We start from the raw sequence: 19,641 nt of genomic DNA, 5'->3' as shown, positions 1-19,641 counted from the left end.
GATGTTGAGTTCCCTCTGCACTGATGTGCCGGTAATGGCGTCTCTGCTAGTCCGCCGCTCATCGTCGCCCAAGCCGCTTCGCGCTATTTGCGCGCGTGCCTCCCGCTGTACTGCGGCCGGCTTCGTCAGCTCTCGAACGAGATATGCGATGCGCTAGAAGTTCGCGGCGCTCGGCTGCGGGAGTCCTCGAACAACGCGCCCTTGCTCAAGTGACCACCGATGCGGGTTGATGTGGTTTAAGAGAGGTTTATTTTCTTAGACAAGGCAGCACGCAGACGCCCGCCCGTGCGATGAAGCGGACAACTAAAGGCTTCCTGACTTAGTGAGGCCCGTGACAGCGGCCACGACATAGGCGCTGAGTAACCAGCCCATGAACTTGTGAAAATAGAGGTACGTCAGTCTCTTTCCCTCCAACTTAACCGTGTAGTGGTCGTCATTTAAACGGATAAGCGGCAAAAACATGTCAAGGCTATATGGGAAGCCGCGCTGAATAATCAGCCACGCTTCGCGGGCAAGGTCTCCTTTCGTTGTAACCCCTCTACTTAACGGACTTTGAAAATCCGCATCCTCTAAATAATTGAACGTCGCCGAGGACGAGCCAAAAACAAACGCGCCGATTGTAACGAAAATAACAAGATAAATTAATGGCAAATACATCCGAAAGCCATATCCCACTGCGGCCCACGACAACGTCATGTACATGCAATCAACGATAAAATTCAGCCCGTTCGTGCAGGTTTCATATAATTCCCGGTTTTTCCCTGCTATGCGAACGGTATCGGCCGACGCCGAATATCCCCTACTTTGCAGGAAGTCCGCTACCTGCTTGTAGTTGCGCTGGTCAAAGCGAGTCTCGCCGCGCTCTAGCCAGCAAACATACCATTGGGCTGAATATAGTTTCTCCTGCCCCTTCGCCGAGTGTCTAACTACATCAAACGTCATATTCGCGTTATCAATTCGGAGAGGCCAAACCAGCATGGCGTCTGACGGGTCAAAACTACCGGAAACCTCGATGATGTGCAAACGCGCATCTTTCAGATTAAACTTCGAATTAAGCGACCAGAAGGTTTCATTTTCACATGGGTCTCTAAATAACCGACCTATTAAAGGTATATTTGCGAGTGATGAAAACGCCCCAGGGCCAGCGCAGTTCCCCGTCGCGTGAAAAAGCGCACTACGAGTGTTTGCATTCATTTCCTGGTAACACTCATAAGGAATAAACCGCGGCCTTTCGTTTTCCTTTAAATTCTGAACTTTTCGCAATTTCTTTGCGAGCTCTTTAACCCCATCTTCAGGGTATGACACTGTAAACGTTCCATCAACTCGCAACCCAGGCGCATTCAGGTCCGACGGCAAGTAATCTATTTCTGCGCTGTCGTGAACGTAGGCGTAACCCAAATTTAATCGCGAAAATCTCGAATTTTCGATGAATAAACTTCCGCCAATTTTTGCGTCACGTAAGTCCAAGGTCGGAAAGACCCTGCCGGTAGAACGAATTCTGAAAAATGACGCGCTCCCTCTGGTCTCCAAGTCAGTCGCGTAAATAGCTTCCGCATCAATATCAATTAAAACATTATTCGCGCGCACATCACCCAACATTACGTGCCCAGGAATAATATCCCCTTTCATCTCCAAGTCATTGTCGACTATTGTACCGGCCATAAAATAAGAAGCACCGGAGGTCTCAGCCAGCCTGAGGGCGCCGTGAATGTGTGTATCTTTCAAAATAAGAGAACGATTGAATTGACCCGCAATGAATTGCATTGAACCGTTGATGGCCATATTCACAAGCTTAAAACTTCCGTTGAACTTAAAACAAGTAATTGTAATATTCCCTGGTATGGGTTGGTCGCCAAATACCATATCGCCATCTATTGCCACACTATCGAGGCGCAAACCAGTTTCTTCCAAGCGCTTCTTGTAGGGGGCTTTTGATAATAGAGTTGAAATAAACTCGGCTTTTACTGGAACGAACTTATGGCAGTCTTTCCATCGTGGTGGCGGGAACAGCAGCCGCAGGTTACTCGCGACCTGATTCGAGCCAGACTGGCAAACCGACCACCAAAGATTTCGCTCAGTGTCGTCCCACTCCGGCTCCGCATTCGTGCAGGCCGGGTCTATAGGTGGCGGTGAGAACGAGTGCGCTTCCGGCCCGTGCGGGGACCCGATGTTCGGTATCGCTGCGGACGGTTCGGCTGCGCCAGTAGCAGCGGTAACCCAAAGTACCCAGAGGACCAACAGCAGCACTCGAAGACATGACATTTATTGCGCCTCCGTCTGGGAGGGATGGCGGCCTACGAGCGACAAGTTGACCGTTTATTATGGTCGGCGTTACTGAAAATGCAAATGGGCAAGTCCTTTCTGGAAGCTCGCGGCAGGCGAACCTTACAAGTGCGCACGTCGAGGGATGGTGACGCAACCGAGATACGCCACGTGTGCGCGCAAGTAAGGGAGTGCGGGCCAGTATGTTGATTATTGGAACCAAGCAAGAATACTCGCCGCCACATCTCCTTTCCTGGCGGCCCAATAACACCACGCGAGCAGGGCGCTGAGCAGTTCCGAGAGCGAACCGCGTCTTCGCCGTCTGCCACTTTTGACTTTGCCGCGCGGGCAAGGCAGAGCGGTCGACGCCACCTCACCAGGTAGCGCAAGCATGAATCACAGAGAGTTGATAGCTTGCATAACCCGTGCGCCGAGCTGCTGCGTGTTGACATCTCTGCCGGACGCGTGTTCTGTCGCAACACCCAGCTGTGGTGCGAGCTCTCTAAGCGTCGCAATGACGGGTGATATTTGTCGACCGTCACACTCAATGTCAATCGCACCTTTTTCGCGACGTCTGATGGTGTAGCCCTCATAGGTCACTTCATCTGGCACTTCCGATGTCGGCTCCCAGCTAACCTCGTCAGCGTTGTTCAAGAGCTGACGGACGTTTTCCGCTGCGACGAGGGATTGGTCGCCCCATGCCCTGTTCAGGACGTAGGTCTTCCCGTTAATCAAAAACCTCTCGTCATCGGCAAAGAAGTACCTCAGGTTCTTCCCTGGAAGAAGCTCTTGAAATTTATTCTCATCGGCCACGCCAGGCGCCGAAGCAAAAAGGTTCCTCCGCCTCCAAGGGATTGCATCGGTAATTTGCTCTGGTGACTTACCTTGCTTGATTGCTTCGGTGACGAGAGCAAGAATCAGCCGGCGCTTTGCCAGGTTGGGGATGAAAGTCTGCCCAATGGACAGGTCGTAGCGGGCCGTGTCGCGCGCTGCGGAGGTAGTTGCGCGAACCCGTTCCTGCTCATTTGTCTTTTCCCGTAGCGCGACCGTGTACTGCGCTGCTTCTGGAAGAGGGATGACCTGTTGAATGTCCAGTAGCACTCTGGAGTCGACGGCGTGCGGGCGCATCTGGACGCAGCGGATGTCAAGGTCTCCTTGCTCGTTGAGCCATAACACCGCTGTAGTCAGCTCTGAAGAGAAGTTGGCGGATGCTAGAACGATTCGAACGGTTTTGGCAAACGTCACCGGACCGTCTTCAACCTCGAGGAACTCACGGATTGCCTGCTCCGGGTCGACGTCAGAGCCGGAATCGGCGAGATACTTGCGATGCGCTTCTATCGCTTGGTCAAACCGCATCGTCGAAATCATCGCGGCGTAGCGCAGCGCCTGGAGGTCCATGTGAGCGCCATCGTCGCGCTTTAACTCGACAACCACTAGATTCTTGTCTTCATCGACGCACAGAAGGTCGATTCTTCGATTGGCGCCTGCCCAATCTCCGAATTCCTCTGCGAGCACCATCGTCTTGACGCCCGGCGTGATTGCGTTGATGTTTGCACGCACTGCTCGCTGAATGTCAGCGCGCTCACGTAGTCCAAGCGTCCCAAAGGTACCCAACGGAACAGCCTGCAAATCGTCGCCGCTAATTTCGAACAATGCCATGTCGTTTCCGCCATCGTTAAAAGACGTGCCGAGAGAGTATCAAGTCTTCTCCTTCGACGTGATACGGACCTTGGTAGCTGCGAAACACGAATGAACATTTACGCCGGCTACTATGCAGCCAGTCGATGCTCGTAGTATGGCCGGTCCCTGTCATCGAGTATCGCGTACATCGCTTCTAGGTTTGACGCATCCGGGTTGAGCCACGCGTCGATGTTCCCAGCCTTGATTGGCACGATGCATCTGTCGTGGCCGGCAGCCTCGACTTCTGGCGGCGGCTCATCAGTTATGGCAGTGAAGGACAGCAGGTCGGGTCGCCCTGGCGCAGTCCATTTCGACCAAAGGCAAGCGACGTGCATCAACTGGCCGTTGTTTGGGCGAAACTCAAGGACGACATTCTCGTCTTTCTCATGAGTCTCCAGTAGCGTGCCTTCCATCTTGGCTTTGCTGACGTTCTCATAGAAAACTTCGACGAGCAGCACGCCATGTGTGTAGCCAAAACACGGCTTCCAGAACCCTTCGAGATTATCGCGCCGTGCGTTGTAGGTCCCTGGATACTTCACGTCGTAGTTCGCCGGCTTGCCTGCAATTCGGCATTGGTAGCGCATTGGCTTGACCACGAACTTGCCGTTTTCCATCACAAGCACGGGCGCGTAAGTGCCGGGGAAGATGCGTGAGTCGCGCGGTTCTGGATTGGTCCGATTGATGTCCTCGAGTCGGCGTAGCGAGGCCTCGATTTTGGCGGTCGCAATGCGCATGCTCTCGGTGGCCGCCTTCGTAACTTTCGACTGCAATGTGCGCTCGGCATCCGCAAGGCGGGTTCGCTGCTTGAATAGCTCCTTCTCAAGCTTCGTCGTCTGGTCTTGGTTGTACCGGTCGATTAACGCTTTTATCTCGCTCTCGGCATCCGTCTGCGGTTCGCGAAACGCGTCGTCGACCGCTTTGGGAATCTTCGCCTTGCTCCCCTCGGCCCGCTCGAAGTACAGGCGCGCGAATTCCTCGATGTCCATGTGTGCACCGAATGTCTTCACATACTTGCGATAGTCCGCCTGAATTTGGGCCGAGTAGCACATGCGTGGTCTTCCTTGGTCGATTGATTGGCCACAGCTCAGAGCGATTGCTTGCACAGTTTCATCATCTTCTGAACGACCGCGCTCGCGTGGTTGAGCTTCATTTCACCGGTGAACAGCACCTGCACGTCGCTCTGCCGTACCGCGATGCCAGCGGCCTTCAACTCGCGCTTGGCAATCTTCAGCGCAAGCTGCCCAAGCAGCACTCGGTTAAGCCAATGCATCGATACGCCGCTTCTCGCGAGCCAAAGTCGACTGCTCTCGACGACATGGTCAATGCGCCATTCACTCGTCAGTGTGTGCGACGCAGCGACGGTTGCCACCAGGAAGCACAGCAAATCGGCGCGCGCGCCCGGCACTTCGTCTATATTAAGTTTATCCATTCTCTGCGACCCGTTTGTTCTCCTTGCTCGAGCTTTGGTGCAGTCGGTGATGGTTCGGTCGACGACGTGCCGTTCAACCGGTCGGCGCCGTCAATCCTTCAATCCTCCGCGCTGACTACACCGCGTTGTCGTTCCGACGCAAGAACTGCCGCACCCCTTGCAATGATGGCGGTCTCGGAAGCTCCCATCGACCCTCCATCGATTGTCGTCCTTAATCAACCTCTTACCAATGGTGCGCGCGTTCCCTTGCGAGAAGAATGTCGGCTCACCAGCTTCCCGCCTGCCACAGTTTCGTCGATGGCCGCGTCGCCAAAGGCTTCGCCCAGCCGTGCTACGAATTCGGCGACCTCGGGCGTAGGGTACCTTCACACGAGCATATCCATTCGACGCCCCGGGAGCGACTTAAAAGGGGCAATTCACTGCTTCATTTTTTGCGTTACGATACTGTACATCCATACAGTGTTCTAGAAAGATGGCCGCTCTACCTCAACATATCGAGTCGATTCATCCGAGCCTTTGGCGCGGGTCTCAGCTCGCCCGTGCGTACGGCAAGACAGTCGACACCGGATACGCCGCGCTGTCGGCCGAGTTGCCGGGCGGAGGCTGGCCGCTGGGCGCGCTGGTGGAGCTGCTTGTTCAGCAGCCAGGGACTGGCGAGATGCGGCTCTTGAAGCCGGCTCTCCAGGAATGCAGTGCACGCCCCGTCGTGCTGCTGCAGGCGCCACACGTTCCGAACGCGTTAGCGTTCTCGTATCTAGGTTTGCTGTTGAACAAGGTGTTGAGATTGCAGGCGCCCAAGACCGCGGACGCCCTCTGGTGCGCGGAACGCGTGCTGCAAGCCAAGAGCTGCGGTGCGCTGGTGTTCTGGCAGCAGCACATCAGGGCTGAAGCGCTTCGGCGTCTTCACCTGGCTGCTCAAGCGACCGAAACCTTGCTCGTGCTCATCCGGCCGTTGGCGAGCGCGCAAGACGCCTCGCCCGCAACGCTGCGGCTCGGAGTGAGACCCGCTGATGGCGGCCTCGTCGTTGATGTGGTGAAACGACGAGGCCCAACTAAAACCGAACAGCTGTCCGTCTCTTTGCAACCATCGCCGATTCTCTTGAGCCCTTATGGCCGTGTTCGTCGCCATCTTCCTGCCCCGGCTTTCGCTGGAGGTATTTCGTCCGAGGTGGTTACCTCCGATTGAACACGGGTGTGCGGTGCTTGAACGCGACAAGGTAATTGTGATGGATGCGGCGGCACGAGAAGCAGGCGTTCTACCGGGGATGAAACGAGGCGGGGTGACGACGCTCGCCCCGGACGCGGCGGTGTACGACCGGAGCGTCCAGCTCGAGGCGGAGATGCAGCGTGCAGTCGCCTTCGGCCTGCTGCGCTTCTCCCCACAGGTCGCGCTATGCGACGAACAAACCATCGTCATGGACGTGACCGCCAGCCTGCGACTCTTCGGCGGCATTCGAAGCGTCTGCTCGCAAATCCGAAGCGTCGTGAAGTCGATAGGCGTAACGGTTCGCATGAGCGTGGCGCCCACCGGGCAAGGCGCCTGGCTGCTTGCCAAACGCGGCCGTTGCCGCGTACTCAAGATGCGCTCGCTTGAGCGGCATCTTGACTCGTTACCGTTTGTGGTCGTACAGGAAGTCCGCGCATTCGCTGACTGGTTTCACGGTCTTGGCTGCCGAGCGTTGAGTGACATCCGGCGCCTGCCGCGCGCTGGACTGAAGAAGAGGTGTGGTGTGGATTTGTTGGATTCTCTCGACCGTGCTTATGGTCTGTCACCGGAGCTATTTGAATGGCTCGAGGTCCCGCCTAACTTCAGCGCGCGCACCGAGCTTCCGGACCGCGTCGAGCATGCCGAAGCGGTGCTGTTCTCGGCACGTCGGCTTATCGTGCAGCTCTGCGGCTGGCTGAGCGCACAACAGCTCGCGCTCACGCATGCGACGGTGTCGCTCGAACACGAGCGCGGTCGACAGGCGGTCGAGCCGACCGTCCTGGAAATTGCACTCGCAGAGCCAACGTGGCACGAGGAGCATCTCGTTCGTTTGCTGAAAGAACGGCTCGGTCGCACGGAGTTACAGGCGGCAGTTATCGCAGTGCGCTTGACCGCGTCGAAGGTCCAGCCTGCCGAGCCGCCGTCGGACGACTTATTCCCCGACCCGGGCGGTTCGGCAGAGGACCACAACCGCCTCCTTGAACTGCTAGTCGCAAGACTGGGTGCGGAGAACGTGCTGCGCCCGGCGCCAACGTTCGACCACCGGCCCGAGCTCGCGAACCGCTGGGTGTCCGTCCAGGATGATGCGAAGTTGTCGGTACCACCGGACGGTCTGCCGCGTCCGACCTGGCTGCTCGACGAGCCGCTACGCCTGATGATGAAGAATCATCGACCTTTCTACGGCTCCCCGCTCAAACTCGTCTCAACCGGCGAACGAATCGAAGCAGGTTGGCATGATGGCGAGTTGGTGACACGCGACTACTATGTCGCCGAGGCGAGCGACAAGAGCTGCTACTGGATATACCGCGAACGCCCGAGCGTGAAGACGGAAGAAGTCCGATGGTTCCTCCACGGCCTGTTCGGATAAGCAGGTGTCGTCGTGGACTTCCCCTCGTCGGCGTTGCCGGACTACGCGGAGCTATTCGCATTCACCAACTTCTCTTTCCTCCATGGCGCTTCACACGGCGAGGAATTGGTGCTGCGCGCATCGCAACTCGGCTACTCCGCGCTCGCCATTACGGATGAGTGCTCGCTGGCGGGTGTAGTGCGCGCTCACGTCCAGGCGAAAGAAGAGAAGCTCCCGCTTATCATTGGCTCGTTTTTCCGGCTTGTGAATGCGGACAAGAGTCCGGCGTTCGGGCTCATCTTGCTGGCTCAAAACCGCAATGGCTACGGCAACCTCTCCGAACTCATCACGCTGGGCCGCATGCGGGCAGCCAAGGGCGAGTACCTGCTGACCCCGAATGACATCTCAAGGCCCGAGAGAGAATACGCACATCTGAGAGCCATGCCCGATTGCCTCGCTATTCTAATTCCGGATTTTCCGGCAAAGGAAGATGCGCTCGCGGCTCAACTTGAGTGGATGAACGACGTCTTCGCCGAGCGGGCGTGGGTCGGTCTCACTCTGCATCAGCGCGCGATGGACGACATCCACCGCGGTGTGGTCGAGTACATCGCCGACCAGTTTCGTGTTCCGGTCGTTGCAACCGGGAACGTCGTCATGCATGTCCGCTCGAGGAAGCCGCTGCAAGACACGATGACGGCGATTCGAATCGGAAAGCCCGTTGCCGAGTGCGGCTACGACCTCGCGCCTAATGCGGAGGGGCATCTGCGCTCGCGATTGCGCCTGGCGAATCTGTACCCCGCTCACACGCTGTCCGAGACGCTGAACATCCTTGAGCGATGCAATTTCTCGTTAGACGAGCTGCGATACGAATATCCCGATGAGCTCGTGCCAGAAGGGTTCACGCACGAGGCCTATCTGCGACAGGAGACCTATATCGGTGCACACCGCCGGTTTCCCTCCGGCATACCGCATGCGGTACAGGAGCAAATCGAGCATGAACTGCAACTCATACGCGAACTGCAATATGAGGCGTACTTCCTCACGGTTTACGACATCGTCCGGTTCGCTCGCAGCCAGCACATCCTCTGCCAGGGGCGCGGTTCCGCTGCTAACAGCGCCGTGTGCTACTGCCTCGGCGTGACCGAGGTCGACCCTTCTCGCGGCAACATGCTATTCGAACGTTTCATCTCGAAAGAGCGCGGCGAGCCGCCTGACATCGACGTCGACTTCGAGCACCAGCGTCGCGAAGAGGTCATCCAGTACATCTATCGCAAGTACGGTCGCGACCGCGCCGCGATTGCCGCTGCTGTTTCGACTTACCGTCCGCGCGGGGCACTGCGCGAAACAGGGAAGGCGCTCGGCATCGACCCACAAATCGTCGACAAGGTCGCCAAATCGCACCAGTGGTTCGACCATTCACAGGACCTGCTCCGGCGGTTCGAGGAATCCGGCCTCGACCCTTCCAATCCACTCATTGCGATGTGGGCGACGCTGGCCGCGCAAATACTGAACTTCCCACGCCATTTGTCTCAGCACTCGGGTGGCTTTGTCATCAGTCGCGGCAAACTTACGCGGCTCGTGCCTGTTGAGAATGCCGCCATGCAAGACCGCAGCGCGATTCAATGGGACAAGGACGACTTGGAGGCGCTTGGCTTGTTGAAGATTGACGTGCTCGCGCTCGGCATGCTGTCTGCAATCCGTCGCACGCTCGACATCGTGTCCGAGCAGCGTGGCGAGCGCTTCGAGATGCAGGACATTCCTGCCGAAGACGAAGCGACGTACAACTTGATTTCGCGCGCCGACACGGTGGGCGTATTCCAGATTGAATCGCGCGCCCAAATGAGCATGCTGCCGCGGATGAAGCCGCGTGAGTTTTACGACCTCGTCATCGAGGTCGCTATCGTGCGTCCAGGTCCTATTCAAGGCGGCGCCGTTCACCCTTATTTGCGACGTAGGCAAGGCCTCGAGCCCGTAAGCTACCCAAGCGAAGCGTTGAAAACAGCGCTCGGTAGGACGCTCGGTGTGCCTATCTTCCAAGAGCAGGTCATGCAAGTCGCCATTCTGGCTGCCGGCTTCACACCGGGCGAAGCAGACCAGCTTCGCCGGGCAATGGCAGCGTGGAAACGCAAGGGCGGCTTAGACAAATACTATGACCGTATCGTTGGCGGCATGCTCCAACGAGGCTACGAAAAGGAATTCGCTGAGTCCATCTTCCAGCAGATTCACGGCTTCGGCGAATACGGTTTCCCAGAGAGCCACGCAGCCAGTTTTGCGCTTCTCGTGTATGCAAGCAGCTGGTTGAAATGTCACGAACCCGCTGCCTTCCTCGCTGCGATGCTCAACAGTCAACCGATGGGCTTCTATTCTCCGTCGCAGCTATTGCAGGACGCCACTCGTCATGGCGTGAAGGTCGTTCCTGTTGATGTGACCATCAGCGGGTGGGACTCTGTTCTCGAAAAGCAAGCTGACGGTTCTGTGGCCGTGCGCCTCGGACTCTCGCTCATGAAAGGCATGAAGGATGGTGCGGCAGAACGCATTGAGGCAGCGCGAGCCGTGAAGCAATTCTCGAGCGTCAGCGACCTTGCAAGGCGTGCGCAACTGGACCGGCGTGACCTGCAGGTGCTGGCCGCAGCAAATGCACTCTCGTCGCTCGCCGGGAACCGGCGCGAGGCGCTTTGGCAATCAGTCGCGGCAGTCCCGGACCGCGACATCCTTGCCGAAGCGCGTATTGATGATGAAACCCCGGTGCTTGGTGCGCCGTCAGAGGCCGAGAACATCGTCGCTGATTACAACTCGACAGGACTCACGCTCGGGCGACACCCGCTCGCGCTACTTCGCTCGACGCTGCTCGAGCAGCGGTTAATGCCAGCCTCGACCTTGATGACGTACCGCAATGGTCGGCTTGCTCGTGGTTGCGGCCTGGTTACCGTACGTCAGAGGCCTGGTACGGCGAAAGGCGTCATGTTCGTGACAATTGAAGACGAGACGGGCAATGTGAACGTCATCATCTGGCCGTCGCTGCTAGAGCGTCAGCGGCGAGAAGCACTCGGCGCGGCGTTGCTCGGTGTGTACGGCACGTGGCAATGCGAAGGTGAGGTTCGACATCTGGTCGCACAACGGCTTGTCGACATGTCTCATCTGTTGGGCCGTTTGAACACAGTAAGCCGCAACTTCTGTTGAATCCCAGCAGCGGCCAGAGCTGTCCGGACGTTGAAGTAGACCCTGGACGCGCCCTCCCACGTCAGTCGTCGCCGCAAAGGGTGAGAAACCGCTCGATGACGAAAAACGCGGCGGGCAGTGGCGAGGCCCTGTCTTCAATGCGCTAGCAGTTCATGTTCGTCGTCGGTGCCGCGTTGCAGGCGTCCATCAGCGATGAAGACGAGCGCTATCGAAGCTTTGGGGAATCACTTTGTACGGGCCCGCTGCGTCACACTCCGGTTTGCGTCACGCGGTCTCGCGAGAAAGTCGCAAATTCTACGAAGTCGCCACTCCTAGGACCCGGCCAACGCCGAACGTGAACGCAGCGGCGGCAAGTCCAACGAGTACCTGTCGAACAGCCGAAAAGCCCGCACTGCGACCATTGAACAGCGATGTGAACACGCCGATGGCGGCAAGGGCCAGCACACTGAAGCCAATGCACTGCACGATGGCAGGCATCCCCGACGACCATAGGAACGGCATAGCAGGGAAGATTGCGCCAATCGCGAATAAGCAAAAGGATACACCCGCCGCGGACCACGGATTGCCGCCAAGCTCGGCTGGGTCTAGTCCCAGTTCCTCGCGAACGAGCGCGTCCAGAGCTTTGTCCTTGTCCTGCATGAGTTGTGATGCGACTCGCTTCGCTTCGTCAGCGCTCAATCCCTTTGCCTTGTAGATAAGCGCGAGTTCGTGCTCTTCGGATTCGGGGCTATGCTCAAGCTCGTTCGCTTCCTTCGAGACTTGAGCCTGCGCCAACTCGCGCGCGTTGGTCACCGATAGCCATTCACCGAGCGCCATCGAGCAAGCGCCGGCAATGAGTCCGGCGAGCGCCGTCAGCAGAATAGCTTTGTTGCCGGTCCCAGCGCCTGCCACGCCCATAATTAGACAGAAGTTCGAGACTAAGCCGTCATTGGCACCAAGCACGGCGGCACGCAGGTCGTTACCGGACGTGACGCCGCGATGCCACGACTCTGCCTGGGCGATGTCGGCGCCCTGAGCAGCGGCGGGCTTTCCGGCGTTCGCCATGGCTTGGACAACGTTCGCATGTTCGTGCTCGTCCTCCGACATGCGTGCGGTATCGGGGTTGCCGGCGTACTTGTTCCGGTCTGCAAACTCGGCGGCCGCGAGAGACGGAAGGACGAATCGCGGCCCGAGCAGATGCACGAGGCCCTTCATCAGATACGTCTTGGCGTTGAAGCCGGATGGCGCCGTTCTGCCATGAGCTTTCAGCTTATCTGCCCAGACTCGTGCGTGCATACGCTCGGACGCCGCGAGCTCACTGAACACCTGCTTGCGGGATTCATCTCGCTCGACCTGTGCGAGCGTCTCGTAGATTGCTGCACTGTGAAGTTCGTCGGCGAGGTTTGCTCGAAATTTTCGGAGCTCTTGCGCGGAAGCCATTTAATCATCCATTGCAGCAATTCGTTGACGTGACGCCTTCCGCTCACCGCTAAAAAAGACGCAAAGCCTTAGATGAGAATAGAAATAATTCTAAATCTGCGTGTTGCAACAGTTATCCCTAGCGCATGCGTGAAAACGGGCGGCCAGTCGTTCGACTGGTCGCCCGGAAACAGAAACCCATTCGGACAACGACCTGGCTTGTCGTCCAACCTACTTCGACGACACGCTTCACACGCAGTTTAGAGCATACGTTTAAGCACCGAGTCACGAAAGACAAAGCGATGAAACAAGGCAGCCGCGATGTGCAGAGCAATCACCGCGAGCAACACCCACGCGAGCACGCTGTGAATGTCGCCCAGCGCCATTCCGGTGGATGACCCTTTCGGCGCGAGGGCCGGGTACGGAAGTACGCCAAGGAGATTCACCATCCAACCCCGTGCGGATGCGTTCGCCCATCCAGCAAGCGGTACGACCAGCAACAGGGTGTATAAAAGCCAATGAGTTGCGTTTGACGCGAACCTTAACTGCGGCGAGAGCTCAGCCGGTTCCGGCGCGTGAGTCATCCGCCAGATGATTCGAATCGCCATCACTGCGACAATCGCTGCACCCACGCCCAAGTGCCACGCAATTTCGCCCGTCGGCAAGGTATCGTGATGCACATCGGGCATCGTCCAACCGATGATGAGCTGAGCAAAGATGAGGCCGGCAATAAGCCAATGAAGCAGACGAGCGAATGGACTGTACACGTAACTCTGCGAATGATTCTCAACCACGTTGGTCCAGCTCCTGGAGAAAGACGAGGTAACGATAGTAGCGCGTCAAACCTGAAAACAGCCTTAACGGAAGATGTCCCAACTGCAAGAATAACCGCTTAGACTACCGACACGATTCTTGGTTGCAGACCTGGTGGAAGCCACATGCGCATACTATTGGTTGAAGATGATGACCTCATTGGAAGCGGCCTTGAGACAGGCCTGCGCAACGCGTCTTTCGCGGTGGATTGGGCGAAGAATGGACAACACGCCAAGCTCGCGCTGTCGACCACGCGCTACGACATGGTTGTGCTCGACCTGGGGCTTCCTGGTCTTTCGGGAACAAGTCTGCTCGAACATTTGCGCGCACAAGGTAATCCCGTTCCTATTCTCGTGCTGACGGCGAAGGACACCACGGAAGACCGAATAGCAGGATTGGATGCCGGTGCCGACGACTATGTTGGAAAGCCCTTCGACCTCGGCGAGGTCATCTCGCGCTGTCGCGCCCTGATGAGACGCTCGCAAAGTCGTGCCTCCGAGGTACTCGTGTGGCGCGACCTGACAGTGAATCCCGCGACGATGACCGCTTCGAGGGGTGAGGTGCCGCTCCAACTCAATACACGCGAGTTTGGCATTTTGGTTCATCTGCTCGTGCATGCTGGCGAACCGCAACGAAAGGCCAAAATCGAGGAAAGTATCTACGGTTGGGATGAGGAAGTGGAAAGTAATGCCATTGAGGTCCACGTCTCTACGCTCAGAAAGAAGATTGGTGCCGATACGATACGAACGATTCGTGGAGTGGGTTACGTGATAGAGAAACCGTGAGCATGACCGAGCCGTCCATCCGAAACCGCTTGATGTGGCTCGTTTTGCTGAGCGTCGGTCTATCTTGGGCTGCGATGTTTGCATGGAGCTTCCACGCTGCTCGCCATGAAGTCTTCCAATGGGACGAAACTCGACTTGTTCAACTTGTTCCACTTCTTTCCAGGCTCGACGCCGGCGACCTCGCGAAGTTGGCAGAGCATGGCATCGATGCTCGTAACGAGATTCCTCATCATTCTCGTTCCGTGGAGCGTGACTCTGATTTCGGAGACCGCTTTGTGCACTTCTACGTGATTGACCGGGATGGCGGAACAATCGCCAGAAGCAGTGACTTCCCAGCTATCGACTCGGCCGCCTTCCCTCGTAACGCCGTGACCGACGTCGACGTGAAAGGTGGAAAATGGCTGCTATACACCGCTCGCGATGCCCGAAGCGGGAGAACCATTAGCCTTATGGAACCCGTCAACGAGCACAGCGACCTCGTGAGCGGCGTAGCGGCACGTATTGCGCGTCCTGTTCTTTTCATCCTTCCCGTCATGATGGCGTTGGTCTGGTTCAGCATAGGGATTGGGCTACGACCCTTCGCGTTGTTTTTGAAAGCGGTGCAGGCGCGTGACGGTCAGAACCTTCGCCCCATCGAAATTTCGCGCTCTCCAAGCGAAATTAGCGCAGTCGTGACTGCCACGAATGCCCTTCTCGAGCGCCTGCGCATCTCACTCGCGCGAGAGCGGACCTTCACGGCAGATGCAGCGCACGAACTGAAAACGCCGCTTGCTGCCATTAAAGTGCAGGCACAAGTGGCCATGGCTTCGAAAGATGCCGGACAACAGCGTCAGGCACTTGAGCGGGTCGTCCTCGGCGTGGACCGGAGCGCTCACCTCGTCGAGCAATTGCTGTTGCTCGCACGTCTCGATGAGGATGCAGGACTCAAATTGTCAACGTTCGTACTCCGCGATGTTGTTGCTGAGGCCATAGCGTTCAGACGACAAATCGCCAATGACAAGTCGATAAGCCTGCAAATTACGGGCGACGGAGGCGCTGAAGTCTACGCGGACCGAGTTCTCTTGCGCGTCCTGGTCGACAATCTCCTTGACAACGCGATTAAGTACGGAAGGAGCGGAGGGACCGTTGACTTCAATCTCGACACGGACTCACGGTCTGTTCGTTTGACCGTGCGCGATGATGGCCCCGGGGTAAGTGCCGAGGAGATGAACCGCCTCGCAGACCGATTCTTTAGGGGCTCGTCCGCGACAGCAAGCGGTAGTGGGTTGGGCCTTTCTATCGTTTCCCGTATTGCCACTCGCTGTGGAAGCGAGATGAAATTCGACTCCGGCCTCAACGGACAAGGGCTTGGAGTTTGTGTTGCCTTTCCCGTAGCCCCAGTCTTCGGCGGCCTGCCGGGCTCGGGGAGAACCACGTCTGCACACAATGAGCGACCATCAGTGGCGTGACCACCGATGGTTCCTTGCTGACTGTTCGCACACATGGCATGCGGACAGCTGAACGCTACGGCCGCTAGAGTCGTTTTTAGTTCGACCTGCCTATAAAACCAGAAAGGCTAAGCCTGCGATTATCGTAGGCATGAGCGCAGCGCCAAGCAGCTTCATCGGACTGACTGCGCCTCCTGAAAACCGGCTTCCAAGTATCGCGAGGCCGGCCGGGTTCGGAGCATTTGCAATCACCGTCAGTCCTCCGCCCGTCACCGCTCCTGCCACGAGCAGGTACTTTGCGCTATCTGATAAGCCAGGTATGAGCGACCCGAGATACGTGATGGCAGCGTTGTCCATGATTGCCGTCAGGCCTGTTGCGCCGAAATACAGTGTCATCGCATCCATGGAACGCACAATCGGCTGAAGCCACCATTGTTGTAGACCGCCGAGCACAACCAGGCCACCAAGGAAAAAGGCGACCAGAAGGCTTTCGCGCAGCATGAGAGGCGACTGGTGACGCTCGTAAGCGTGTGTGTAGCCCAGGAAAAAGAGGAACGCCCCGATGAACACGACAGCGTGATGCGAGTTGATGACGACCAGCGCGAGAAACCCGAGATGAACTAGCGTGACGCCGACCGGAACATGTTGGGACGGTGAGGTTGTATCACCCTCGCTCCCTAGGGACGTCGGCACGCTCTTGGCAATCAGGGCGACGAAAGCCGTCGCATTGAAAACAACTGCAAGCGCCGCTTTCCATCCGAAGGTGGCTGCCATAAAGCCGGTGCTCCAACCCCAGGCACTCGCGACCATCAACACCGGCGGTGCTGCGTACGCCGTCATCACCCCACCGATGGACACATTCACGAAGAGCAGCGCCAGCCCGAAATACTTCACCCGCTCCGAACTTCGCGCGGAGAACAGCGTGTCGCGCAGCAATAGTGCGGCGAGTGTCATTGCCGCAGGTTCTGTGATGACGGAGCCCAGAAGGGGAACGGCGGACAGGGAGAACCAGATTACGGCAACCTCGGTGCGAACAGGCAGAAACCGCGCGAGCCGCATCACAATGGTCGTTACCAGTTCGAGAATGGGTCGACTCGCGGCGACCACCATAATGACAAAGACGAACAGCGCCTCCGTGAACTCACGATGCTCCAGGTACTCGATGGTTGCGTGTGACCCGACGAGCACCCACATCACGAGACACAGAATCAGCGCCCAGAATCCGAAGACGACCTCCACCTCCGCGAGAAAGTGGAAGACGCCGGCATGCCGCGGGAAGCGGTGCGACAGCTTCTCAATGCGTGCTACGGCGAACGTGTGAATGAGCGCAAGGGCAAAGATAACGGCGGCAGAAACTTCAACAGAATGAGGCATTGAATAAGGGGCTGGAGACGCTTTCGTGTTGACGACGCCATCATAATATTACAAATACCATACGCCTCAATCGGTCCGGCAACGAGGACATTGCATCCGCGGCGCCTGCTCAGGCTAAGATGAATCGCTCGACGAGGGGAACTGATTGATGCCGCAATCGCCCGGACAATCCGACATTACCATGCGCTACGCCACCTATTCCCAGCGCGCTCGGGCCTTGTTCATTGATTCGATTTGGTGGACCGTCATCGTGCTTTTCGTGCCTCTCGGACCTTCAACTCAAGACCTGCTGCTGGCGCCTGACGCCTTTGCTTCGACTGTTGTGTTTTGGCTGCTGGTTGGCCAGTGCGTCCCGATTCTCGTGACTGGCATTCTTTGGGCCGTATGGGGCACATCTCCCGGTAAGCGCGCCTTGCGATTGCAAATCGTGGGTGCAGATGCGGGGCAGCCGATGACGGTCAAACAAGCTTGCTTGCGCACAGCCGGCTACATGCTCACCTTCGCTACATGCGGAGCGGGATTTCTATGGGTTCCGTTCAATTCGCGTAGACAAGCGCTGCATGACCGGATGGCAAATATTGTTGTTATCGCTGGTCTGGCACCTGTTCGATTTCCGTAGAGATTTCCTGCATCACCTCCTCGCCGCGACTCCGCCTGAATTTTTTTGCAGCCAAATTTCCCGCGCACGCGGCCAGATTTCCGAGCGCGTCCTTCCGATGCGAAATCATCACCCCGGTTGCGCGGTATACATAGTGCTGCCCGTTCCGCGGTGCAGCCGCGCGACTGGTCGGACATCAACGGCAGCGGTCGCGGGATAGCCGGTTCTGTGGGATAGCCTTGAGATACCGGACAGGGTGGCGAAGTTAGCGCCCTGAGGCGAACGGCTGACGGGCGACGCTGGCTCCGAGGGGCATCTCAAGATGCTTCGGTATGTGTCTGAAGGCCCCGTTCAGGATAAGGCGGGGCTCAACTTCACCAAGGGGCATTCACAGAAATACAGGATGTTTGCTACAGAGAAATGCGTTGCAGAACGCCGCTGGGTCTTTGCATGAAACGATGCTTACACGGCGCGCCGTCTCATCTCGTTGCACAACGGCATGACCGTGCGGTGCGATGACGAGGAGTGAGCGCTCGACTTCGGCCAGGAGGCCGAAGATGATTGACGCAGCGCTCAGGACGGTTGGCGTCGACACTCGGCGGGTCAGGTTGTAGGCGTAAATGCAGAAATCGTAGAGGTCAGCATATGCAGACTGAGAAGTACCGCGGACACACGCTACTTGGTGGGCTCGTATGGAGTGGCTTGCTCAGCACAAACCTGCTGCCAGCGCTCTAGGTATATCGGCGCGAGCGACAACTTCGGAAGGCATCATAGGTCGGGACTACAATAGAACCACGTGGCATGCTGCAGTTCGCTTCATTGTCCCGTTGCATTAAAGCGCGACATTGCAGAGCTTTGAGCTAACTTTCCACCGCAACGAGGACACGTGCAGACTGATTCACCCATCGAGCGCCCCGGCACGCTCCGTCAAATTCCTCGCGGCATCTGGATGCTCGGCTTCGTGAGCATGTTCATGGACATCTCGTCGGAAATCATCCACAGCCTCCTGCCGATGTTCCTTGTGACGAGTCTCGGTGCAAGTGCCGCGATGGTCGGCCTGATTGAAGGCGTCGCCGAGGCCGCTTCGCCCATCGTCAAGGTGTTCTCCGGGGCGCTGAGTGACTACCTTGGTAACCGCAAGTGGCTCGCGGTCGTCGGATATGGGATGGGGGCATTGAGCAAACCGCTGTTTGCACTGGCGCCCGCAGCGGGCTTCGTCTTGACTGCAAGGGTAATCGACCGTATTGGCAAAGGCATTCGGGGTGCGCCACGGGACGCTCTCGTAGCCGACATCACGCCCGCACATCTGCGTGGCGCGGCCTTCGGCCTACGGCAAGCGCTCGACACTGTCGGCGCGTTTCTTGGACCACTGCTAGCGGTTGTGCTGATGCTGCTCTGGGCAGACAACTTTCGCAGGGTTTTCTGGGTGGCGGTGGTCCCCGGGCTCATCGCGGTCGCAATACTGGCCTTCGGTATCACGGAACCCGACCGGAAGCAGGGAACGAAGCGCGTCAACCCAGTCACGTTCGACAACCTGAAGAAACTATCGGCGGCATACTGGTGGGTCGTATGTGTCGGGGCAGTGTTCACGCTCTCACGGTTTAGCGAAGCCTTTCTTGTACTGCGTGCGATGCAGGGAGGCGTTCCGATTGCGCTCGTCCCCCTTGTCATGGTGGCGATGAACATCGTGTACGCCGTCTCGGCGTATCCGTTCGGGAAGCTCGCCGACTCGATGAGCCATACAAAGCTCCTGTCTGCCGGCCTCATGGTGCTTATCGCATCTGACATTGTGCTAGCTCACGGCAGCTCATGGCCCGTCGTGACAGTCGGCGTGGCCCTTTGGGGGCTGCACATGGGGCTGACGCAGGGTCTGCTGGCGACCATGGTTGCGAAGTCAGCACCGCCCGACTTGAAAGGTACCGCGTTCGGCTTTTTCAATCTCATGAGTGGGCTGGCGATGCTTGCCGCGAGTTTCGTGGCCGGTGAACTCTGGGACCGATTCGGAGCAAGCGCTACGTTTTATGCCGGGGCGGGATTCTGCGTTGCAACGCTGTTCGCGCTGTCGACCGGTACAATCAAACGCAGCGGCAAAACATGACCTGGCGTCCGCTCTACGCGCGCATTGGGGTCCGCAACCTGCTCG

Annotated in this window: 14 protein-coding genes; 7 read left to right on the top strand and 7 right to left on the bottom strand. The window is 57.6% G+C overall.

The window, feature by feature from the left end; all coding sequences use genetic code 11:
- Nucleotides 1-303: 303 nt before the first annotated feature.
- The 4 genes from AWB76_RS41195 to AWB76_RS29570 form a co-directional block, all read right to left on the bottom strand.
- The gene (locus tag AWB76_RS41195) at nucleotides 304-2,262 is read right to left on the bottom strand and encodes a hypothetical protein (protein ID WP_157696236.1); all 1,959 of its coding nucleotides are present in this window, start codon (nucleotides 2,260-2,262) and stop codon (nucleotides 304-306) included.
- A 396-nt stretch (nucleotides 2,263-2,658) separates the two neighbouring features.
- A complete protein-coding gene (locus tag AWB76_RS29580; RefSeq protein WP_061163655.1) occupies nucleotides 2,659-3,921 on the bottom strand; it encodes a PDDEXK family nuclease in 1,263 nt (420 codons plus the stop codon).
- A gap of 110 nt (nucleotides 3,922-4,031) precedes the next feature.
- Nucleotides 4,032-4,991, bottom strand: a complete 960-nt coding sequence (locus tag AWB76_RS29575; protein ID WP_061163654.1) for an SOS response-associated peptidase family protein — start codon at nucleotides 4,989-4,991, stop codon at nucleotides 4,032-4,034.
- A gap of 35 nt (nucleotides 4,992-5,026) precedes the next feature.
- Nucleotides 5,027-5,371 (bottom strand): hypothetical protein, encoded by a 345-nt coding sequence (locus AWB76_RS29570; protein ID WP_061163653.1) that lies wholly within the window; start codon nucleotides 5,369-5,371, stop codon nucleotides 5,027-5,029.
- 472 nt (nucleotides 5,372-5,843) lie between these two features.
- On the opposite strand from AWB76_RS29570, the gene imuA reads away from it, so the two are divergent.
- From imuA to AWB76_RS29555, 3 genes are read left to right on the top strand one after another with little or no spacing between them, the layout of a single operon-like run.
- On the top strand, nucleotides 5,844-6,557 hold the full coding sequence (gene imuA / locus AWB76_RS29565) for a translesion DNA synthesis-associated protein ImuA (RefSeq protein WP_061163652.1): 714 nt from the start codon (nucleotides 5,844-5,846) through the stop codon (nucleotides 6,555-6,557).
- Nucleotides 6,481-7,944: a Y-family DNA polymerase gene (locus AWB76_RS29560; RefSeq protein ID WP_074171434.1), complete on the top strand. Its 1,464-nt coding sequence runs from the start codon at nucleotides 6,481-6,483 to the stop codon at nucleotides 7,942-7,944. Before imuA ends, AWB76_RS29560 begins: the two co-directional genes overlap by 77 nt.
- Before the next feature lie 12 nt (nucleotides 7,945-7,956).
- Nucleotides 7,957-11,103, top strand: coding sequence for an error-prone DNA polymerase (locus tag AWB76_RS29555; RefSeq protein WP_061163651.1), 3,147 nt, complete (start codon nucleotides 7,957-7,959; stop codon nucleotides 11,101-11,103).
- A 294-nt stretch (nucleotides 11,104-11,397) separates the two neighbouring features.
- On the opposite strand, the gene AWB76_RS29550 is transcribed toward AWB76_RS29555, so the two are convergent.
- Both AWB76_RS29550 and AWB76_RS29545 read right to left on the bottom strand, forming a co-directional pair.
- Nucleotides 11,398-12,522: a VIT1/CCC1 transporter family protein gene (locus AWB76_RS29550; RefSeq protein WP_061163650.1), complete on the bottom strand. Its 1,125-nt coding sequence runs from the start codon at nucleotides 12,520-12,522 to the stop codon at nucleotides 11,398-11,400.
- Between the two features lie 239 nt (nucleotides 12,523-12,761).
- Nucleotides 12,762-13,295 carry a cytochrome b gene (locus AWB76_RS29545; RefSeq protein ID WP_061163649.1) on the bottom strand — a complete coding sequence of 178 codons (534 nt, stop codon included), beginning with the start codon at nucleotides 13,293-13,295 and terminating at the stop codon, nucleotides 12,762-12,764.
- A gap of 144 nt (nucleotides 13,296-13,439) precedes the next feature.
- Here AWB76_RS29545 and AWB76_RS29540 point away from each other — a divergent pair, with 144 nt between their 5' ends.
- On the top strand, nucleotides 13,440-14,099 hold the full coding sequence (locus tag AWB76_RS29540) for a response regulator (RefSeq protein ID WP_061163648.1): 660 nt from the start codon (nucleotides 13,440-13,442) through the stop codon (nucleotides 14,097-14,099).
- A 2-nt stretch (nucleotides 14,100-14,101) separates the two neighbouring features.
- On the top strand, nucleotides 14,102-15,547 hold the full coding sequence (locus AWB76_RS29535) for an ATP-binding protein (protein ID WP_061163647.1): 1,446 nt from the start codon (nucleotides 14,102-14,104) through the stop codon (nucleotides 15,545-15,547).
- A 90-nt stretch (nucleotides 15,548-15,637) separates the two neighbouring features.
- Here AWB76_RS29535 and AWB76_RS29530 read toward each other — a convergent pair whose 3' ends face one another.
- Nucleotides 15,638-16,900, bottom strand: coding sequence for a putative Na+/H+ antiporter (locus tag AWB76_RS29530; RefSeq protein ID WP_061163646.1), 1,263 nt, complete (start codon nucleotides 16,898-16,900; stop codon nucleotides 15,638-15,640).
- 148 nt (nucleotides 16,901-17,048) lie between these two features.
- Between AWB76_RS29530 and AWB76_RS29525 the strand changes: the two genes are divergently transcribed.
- Together AWB76_RS29525 and AWB76_RS29520 are read left to right on the top strand one after the other, a co-directional pair.
- Nucleotides 17,049-17,519, top strand: a complete 471-nt coding sequence (locus AWB76_RS29525; RefSeq protein ID WP_244173497.1) for an RDD family protein — start codon at nucleotides 17,049-17,051, stop codon at nucleotides 17,517-17,519.
- Nucleotides 17,520-18,384: 865 nt separating this feature from the next.
- Complete coding sequence (locus AWB76_RS29520) at nucleotides 18,385-19,596, top strand: MFS transporter (RefSeq protein WP_061163645.1); 1,212 nt, start codon at nucleotides 18,385-18,387, stop codon at nucleotides 19,594-19,596.
- Nucleotides 19,597-19,641: the final 45 nt, after the last annotated feature.

Origin of the sequence: Caballeronia temeraria (genome assembly GCF_001544795.2) — a bacterium.
Taxonomy (GTDB): domain Bacteria; phylum Pseudomonadota; class Gammaproteobacteria; order Burkholderiales; family Burkholderiaceae; genus Caballeronia; species Caballeronia temeraria.
This window is presented reverse-complemented; position numbering and strand designations above follow the sequence as displayed.